The sequence below is a fragment of the Methanobrevibacter sp. genome (assembly GCF_045577275.1).
Classification (GTDB): Archaea; Methanobacteriota; Methanobacteria; order Methanobacteriales; family Methanobacteriaceae; genus Methanobrevibacter.
In genome coordinates, this window is sequence record NZ_JAZNIB010000093.1 from 1 (window position 1) to 7,199 (window position 7,199).

Genomic DNA, 7,199 nt, shown 5'->3' on the forward strand with positions numbered 1-7,199 from the left:
AATATACATATATTATATAATAAGCTTATTTAGTGTTTAATTGTTAAATTTCTTATGAATTTCTTTATAATTATCAAAAATTGAAAATTCATATCTTTAATTATTAATTCATTCTTTATAGGCTAAAATTTTTAAAAATTAAAGGATAATGCAATGTTTTTTAACATTGATCACAAAACATTTTTATTTGATTTATTGAGTTAGATGGTGAAAAAAATGGTAGAAGTTTCAACTCTTTACGATTTAGATATATATACATTAGCTGGTCAGTATGTAGGTCAAGTTCATGACGTAGTTCTTAATATAAGATACGGAACTATCTCTAGACTCCAAGTAAAAGCTTTAGAACCTGAAAGAAAAAGCGCAGGATTCAGAGATATCTTTAGAGGCGGATTCCAATTCGTACCTGAAGAAGAAGTAGGCAGAACCTTCCAAGAAGGCTTACTTAATATTGAGTTTGACAGAGTAACTGCTATTGGAGACATTATGTTAATTGATCCTCAAGACTTAAAAAGACCAAAACCTCCAGTAGCTGGCGAAGAAATCTCTGTACGCCCAAGACCTGAGCCTATTAGGGAAGCTCCAAGAGAAGCTCCTGTAGAAGCTCCTGTACCAAAAGTATAAGTCTTTATTAAGCAAATATGTTATTAATCTTTGAGATTTTTTACCATATCCTTTGATTATTAGCCTGTTTTTCTAAATGTAGTTTCAGATTAATTAACATATTTAATTTATTTTCTCTTTTTTTATTTAATTTTCATGAAGTGATTTTTTCTATTTTTTCTGTTATTATCAATGTTATTAACAATTTATAATAAATGGTTTACAAATTTTCATTTTTCATTCTTGTTAGGAAATCTCTTATTATTTTTTTAGATTTTATTTTAAGAGTTTGTTAATCAGATAGTTTTTTATTTAATAAAAATTTATTAATATTAAGGATAAATATATAAATATTCAAAATTTTATCGGAGATGAACTAATGATTGTAGGTATAGTAGGGTGTGGAGCTATTGCAAATACAATAGTTAATGAAATATCTGAAGACGGAATAGAAATCAAGTATTTCTATGATCGGGATATAGAAAGAGCAGAAAACCTTGCACAGATAGCAAATGGAATAGCTGTTATAAAGCTTGAAGATATGATTAAAAAAGTTGATTTGGTTGTTGAGGCAGCTTCTCCAATGGCTTTAAAAGGCATTGCCGTACCTATTTTGGAAAAGGGTGTGGATTTGATGGTCATGAGTGTAGGTGCATTGATGGATAAGGAATTTAGAGATAATGTCCATAAGGTTGCTCAAGAGAATAAGGCAAAGGTCTATGCTCCATCTGGTGCTATAGTAGGTTTGGATGGTATCAAGGCAGCATCAATCGGTAAGATTACACAGGCTTCCCTCACAACAAGAAAAGCTCCTAAATCATTAGGCAGAGAAGTTGAAGAGGAAGAGATCCTATTTGAAGGAAAGGCTTCCGAAGCTGTAGAGAAGTTTCCGGTAAACATCAATGTGGCTGCTTCATTGAGTATCGCCTGCAATATGGATATCGATGTAAAGATCATTGTAGACCCTAAAGTTGATAGGAATGTTCATGAAGTTGTAGTGAAAGGTGACTTCGGAGAATTCAGAACAAGCTCTGAAAACTATCCATTTGCCGCAAACCCAAAAACAAGTATGTTAGCTGCATTTTCAGCTATTAAATTATTGAAAAGCTTCAACGAATGTTTCTCAGTAGGAACATAATTGTAATTTAATATTTTTGAAAAATTAAAATACGGATTACCAAAATTAATCATTAAAGTAATCATAAAAATTAGTATTTAGGTGATTTGATGAAAGATTATGAAATTTACTCAACTATGAAAGTTCCAAAGAACTCAAATATAATTCTACGTTTGGATGGTCGTAAATTTCATAGTTTAGCAAAAGGATTGAATCTTGAAAAGCCTTATGATGAGAATTTCTATAAACTTATCACAAATGTATGCTTGGACATCTTCAATCAGTTTTCACCTAAGTTCATTTACTCATTCTCCGATGAAATAAGTATTCTTTTGGATGAAATTCCATTTTCAGGCAGAGTCGAGAAGATCAATTCTGTATTCTCTTCACTGGCCTCAAGTTCCTTCACATATTATTTATTGAACGATTATTCTAATGAGTTTGATTTGGATAACTTATCAGATAATGATAGGAATAATGTATTTCCTATATCATTTGATTCAAGAATAATTCCAATCGATGATGCATCTATATGTAGCTACTTCAAATGGAGACAAGATGAATGTTGGAGAAATTGCATCAATGGATATGGTATCTGGGCACTTAAAAAAGAATACGATGATAAGCAAGCAAATGAAAAAATCAAAGGATTGAAATCAAGTGACATCCATGACCTTCTCTTTGAGAGAGGAATCAATCTTAATGATGTTGATAATTGGAAAAAGAGAGGAATTGGAATTTATAAAAGGTCATGGGAAATAGAAGGATTCAATCCAAAAAAGCAAGAGAAAACAATATCTACACGCAGTGAAGTCTTTGTTGATTATGAATTGGATATTTTTAGTCAAGACTTTTTTGATAAATTATGAATTTAATGATAAATTATTAATGTAATTATTTTTAATTAGTTATTTACTATTTATTCTAAAGCTTATGAGGTGGTAATATGGGATTTGAAGATTTGGTCTCAAAAATGAATGAAAAGAATCAGTTTGAAAAGGTTTGTGTTGACCAAGGAGTAATTGATTCTGTAGTCTTTTATTCTAAAAAGTCATATCCCAATGAATTTTTGGCAATGTTTGATGGTCATGTTAAGGACAAGGTTCTCTACATTACCGGATTATTGTTTTTACCTGGTGAAAGATCTCATACAAGCGCTACCTTCAATGATTGGATGATTCCACCTAATCAGAAGAAGTGGGGTTCAGTACACTCTCACCCAGGACATAATGCGAGTCCATCTCATGCAGACTTGATCACATTTTCCAAGCATGGTCCATTCCATATAATCGTTTGTGAGCCATACTCATTGGAAACCATGAAAGCTTATGACTCCTATGGTATGCCAACCACTTTTGAGGTAGGGCATTACTCAGATTCCAATCAGGAATTGATGTTTGATGATTTGGAAGCGATTAAAAAAGAGATAGAGGAAAGGGATGGGGAAGAGCTCAGTCCATCTTTCTTTGATTTGGATAAGGATTTGTCCTATTTTGATGATGACAATGAGAAGACCAACAAGTATTCTCATGAATTTGATGATTTGAGTGGGTCATTGGATTCCAGTTCAAACACTTCTTTTAATCCATACAATGTGTCTGATGAGGATTTAGGATCTATTGATTTAAATCCAAGAGTGGTTAGGATTGGCGGAGAACGCATTAATGGTCAAAGTCCTGATTTAGGTTTAATCATAGAATTTAGGGATGGAAAACCTATCATAAAAGGTGTTACCAATAGAAAAGATGAAGATTCAGATGATTAAATCTTAAATAAAATACTATTCTATTTTTATTTTATTTTTAAATTATTATTATTTAAAAAAAGCTATTTTTATAAATTTAATTTTTATTATTTTTTAATTTTAAAAAAAGAAAAAGAGATTAGAATTCAAATGAATTCTAATAAATTTTTTATATTAACTGTTTTTCCACTTAAAGAATTAAGCTGGTTGCTGCGTAAACGTTTTCTAATAATTTGATTTCTTCAACAGCTTCTTTAGTGGCTGGTTCATCTAAAGTAAGAATCATAACTGCTTCTCCGCCGGAGGAGTCTCTTCCTACTTGCATGATACCGATGTTAATGTTTTGTTCACCGAATTTGGTACCGATTGCACCGATACTTCCAGGAATGTCTTTGTATCTTGCAATAAACATGTTTCCTTCAGGTTTTACATCTACCCAGTAGCCGTTGACCTTAATGATCTTAGGTTCGTGTAAGTAAGTACCGTCTGCAGACATTTCTCCAGTTTTGGTTTTTGCGGAAACTTTGATTAAGCTGTCATAACCTTCACTGTCATCACTTACAGCTTCAGTAATGCTGATTCCTCTTGCTTTTGCAACGGTGGTTGCGTTTACTGCATTTACTGCAGTTTCAGTGATAGGGTTTAAGATACCTTGCAAGATGGTTCTTGTGAACAATTCTCTATTTGCAAGTTCTGCAATTTCTCCTTTGTAGGTAATTTCCAATTTTTTAATTGGGCTGCCTGCGGATTGTGAAATGAAGCTTCCTAATTTTTCACAAAGTTCTAAATAATTGTTGGTTTCTTCAAATTCAGCATTGTTCATACGAGGCATGTTGATGACGTTTTTAGGCATGTCTCCTTTGAATAAGGTGATTACTTCATTTGCTACAATGATAGCTGCATCCCTTTGAGCTTCTTTGGTGGAAGCTGCAATGTGAGGAGTACATACGATATTGTCCAATTCGAATAATTTGTTTTCTTTTGCAGGTTCCTCTTCGTATACGTCAAGACCTGCTCCTAGGATTTCTCCAGTGGATAATGCTTCGTATAAAGCGTCTTCATCAATGATTCCACCACGAGCACAGTTAAAGATAAGTGCTGTGTCTTTCATCAATTTGAATTGTTCAGTTGAAATTGAGTGTTCAGTTTCAGGAGTGAGTGGAACGTGAATTGTAATTACATCTGCACGGGTCAATACGTCTTCAATGTTCTCATATAATTCAACACCCATGTTTTTAGCCACTTCAGGAGGTAAATATGGGTCGTATGCAATTGCATCCATTTCAAATGCCTTACATCTGTTTACCACTTGAGATCCGATTCTTCCCATACCGATTACACCAAGGGTCTTGTTTCTAAGTTCCATACCCATGAATGCCTTTTTCTCCCATTTTCCTGCTTTGGTAGATTTGTCAGCAATAGCTATTTTACGGATGGTGCTTAAGATGAGTCCCATTGTGTGTTCTGCTACAGTGATTGAAGTGGATTCTGGTGCGTTTACTACCATGATACCTTTTTTGGTAGCTGCTGCTACATCAACGTTATCTACACCTACACCTGCTCTAGCAATGATTTTAAGATTGTCTGCCTTTTCAATTACTTCAGCAGGCAATTTGGTTCTGCTTCTTATGAGAATTGCATCATATTCACCAATGGTTTCGAGTAATTCTTCAGGGGTGATGCTTGTATTCACCACGACTTCACAAACTTCTTGTAAGTTTTCAATACCTTTTTCGTTAATTGCATCTGCGACTAATGCCTTCATTATTTCACCGTTCATTTTTTGAAATAAATTTTTAAGTAATTTTAATAGTTAATCATTTTTATAAATCGAAGAATTTCATTCAATCTAAAAAATTTTTTAAAATTAATGATAAATTATCTAATGAATTTAGATTAATAGTATTATCTAATCTAGATTAGATAGTTTATAATATTATTATCTATTGTTAACATTATATTTAAATAATTGTACGGAATTGTTTATTCCACTAATTATTTTTTCCTTTTTATTTGAATTTTATTTAATGATTTTAACATTGATTTTAGCTTAAATTAACATAAGTTAATTTAATAAAGTTTAAATACTTAATAGCCCTATATTATACTGATTAACTTATGTTAATTTAAAATTCACTAAAAAAAATTATGTGAGGAATAATTATGGTAAGTGTAGAAGAATTTCCTATTGCAAGTGCAGATCATATTCCAGGATACAAAATTGTAGAAGAAAAAGGATTCGTATATGGTTTGACCGTACGTGCACGTGGTCTTGGTGGAGATATCGGTGCAGGATTAAAAGGATTGCTCGGTGGAGAAATCAAGCAATACGTTTCAATGATGGAAGAATCCAGAGATGAGTCCATTCAACGTTGCATTGAACACGCTAAGGAATTAGGTGCAAATGCAATCATCACCATGAGAATGGATTCAGACAGCATATCCCAAAACATGCAAGAAGTTTTAGCATATGGTACTGCTGTTGTAGTTGAAAAAGAATGATCTTTTTCTTTTTCTTTTTTTTTTTAAATTGCTTGTTTTTTCTTTTTTGGGTATTTTTTAATTTGCTTGTTTTTTCTTTTTTGGGTATTTTTTAATTTGCTTGTTTTTTCTAATTTTTAAGATATTTTTAGAATTTTTTATCTATGAAAAACTTTATATATCATTTATCATATAGTATAACTACCGAACGGTAGGTAGGTAATAATGAACACTAAAGAAAAGATTTTTGATGTGTCTTTAGATTTATTTTCAAAGAAAGGATATGATTCTGTTTCACTTAGGGAGATTGCAGAAGAAGTTGGGATTAAAAAGAGTTCAATATACAGTCATTATTCATCTAAAGAAGCAATATTGATGGATATATTTGACTACTTGAGAAATCTTTTTGAATACGATGAGTTGCTCAACAACAATGATTTGCTCCTAAGTGAAGACAATGAAATACTGGTTGAAAATCCTGAACTCTTTTATCATATGGGTTCAGAAGCCATAAAGGAAATGTTTAGCCATGAGAAAAACCTTAAGATCTGGAAATTGGTATTTATCCAAATGCATCACAATGAAACGATCAGGCTGTTTTTTCAAAATGAGATTCTCGTTAAGCCATTGGAGTTCTGGAGGGGATTTTTCACCATCTTAAAGGAAAATGGGATTATTCGCCAGGACTGTGATCCTGAACTTCTGGCAAAGGAATATTACAGCTTTCCAATTTACTTGCTTTTGGAAATCTGTGCAAAATATGATGATATCCCTCAGGATACATTGGAGAATTTCTTTAAGGAAGCCGAAGGTCATGCTAATTTCCTGATTGATTGCGTGAAGGTGAAATGATGGAAAGTGATTTTAATTTGCAGAAATATCTTGCTGATGGAGCGGAAATCATAGTCAAGGATGCAATCAAGGCATCTATAAGAAATCCTAAGGAAAGTCTCTTCTTGGCCAGGTTTGCAAAGCATACAAGAAAAGCCACTAAAATCAGGCAGGAATATGAGAGAAAAGGTCAAAACATTCCTATCTTTTTAATTGCAAGCATTACAAGCAGCTGCAACCTTCATTGCACTGGATGCTATTCAAGAGCAAATAATTCATGCAGTGATGATGCTCCTATAAATCAGCTAAGTGATGAGGAATGGGAAAATATCTTCAATCAGGCAAAGGACCTTGGAATAAGCTTCATAGTTCTTGCTGGTGGAGAGCCTATGATTAGGGAGGATGTCATAGTCAAGGCAAGCC

Annotated in this window: 8 protein-coding genes; 7 read left to right on the plus strand and 1 reads right to left on the minus strand. The window is 32.7% G+C overall.

Annotated features, from left to right (window positions below; genetic code table 11):
- The first annotated feature begins 216 nt into the window (after nt 1–216).
- From ACKI67_RS03185 to ACKI67_RS03200, 4 genes are all read left to right on the plus strand, one after another.
- A complete protein-coding gene (locus tag ACKI67_RS03185; protein WP_407461946.1) occupies nt 217–624 on the plus strand; it encodes a PRC-barrel domain-containing protein in 408 nt (135 codons plus the stop codon).
- A 358-nt stretch (nt 625–982) separates the two neighbouring features.
- Nucleotides 983–1,741 carry an aspartate dehydrogenase gene (locus ACKI67_RS03190; RefSeq protein WP_407461947.1) on the plus strand — a complete coding sequence of 253 codons (759 nt, stop codon included), beginning with the start codon at nt 983–985 and terminating at the stop codon, nt 1,739–1,741.
- 89 nt (nt 1,742–1,830) lie between these two features.
- The gene (locus ACKI67_RS03195; protein WP_407461948.1) at nt 1,831–2,589 is read left to right on the plus strand and encodes a tRNA(His) guanylyltransferase Thg1 family protein; all 759 of its coding nucleotides are present in this window, start codon (nt 1,831–1,833) and stop codon (nt 2,587–2,589) included.
- A gap of 77 nt (nt 2,590–2,666) precedes the next feature.
- Nucleotides 2,667–3,485: a Mov34/MPN/PAD-1 family protein gene (locus ACKI67_RS03200; protein ID WP_407461949.1), complete on the plus strand. Its 819-nt coding sequence runs from the start codon at nt 2,667–2,669 to the stop codon at nt 3,483–3,485.
- A gap of 169 nt (nt 3,486–3,654) precedes the next feature.
- Here the strand turns inward: ACKI67_RS03200 and serA are convergent, their stop codons facing one another.
- On the minus strand, nt 3,655–5,229 hold the full coding sequence (gene serA / locus ACKI67_RS03205; protein WP_407461950.1) for a phosphoglycerate dehydrogenase: 1,575 nt from the start codon (nt 5,227–5,229) through the stop codon (nt 3,655–3,657).
- A gap of 398 nt (nt 5,230–5,627) precedes the next feature.
- On the opposite strand from serA, the gene ACKI67_RS03210 reads away from it, so the two are divergent.
- The 3 genes from ACKI67_RS03210 to ACKI67_RS03220 form a co-directional block, all read left to right on the plus strand.
- Nucleotides 5,628–5,966 (plus strand): heavy metal-binding domain-containing protein, encoded by a 339-nt coding sequence (locus tag ACKI67_RS03210; protein ID WP_407461951.1) that lies wholly within the window; start codon nt 5,628–5,630, stop codon nt 5,964–5,966.
- Nucleotides 5,967–6,170: 204 nt separating this feature from the next.
- A complete protein-coding gene (locus tag ACKI67_RS03215) occupies nt 6,171–6,797 on the plus strand; it encodes a TetR/AcrR family transcriptional regulator (protein WP_407461952.1) in 627 nt (208 codons plus the stop codon).
- Nucleotides 6,797–7,199 (plus strand): radical SAM protein (locus tag ACKI67_RS03220; protein ID WP_407461953.1); only part of this gene is annotated, 403 nt, incomplete at its 3' end. The genes ACKI67_RS03215 and ACKI67_RS03220, both read left to right, overlap by 1 nt.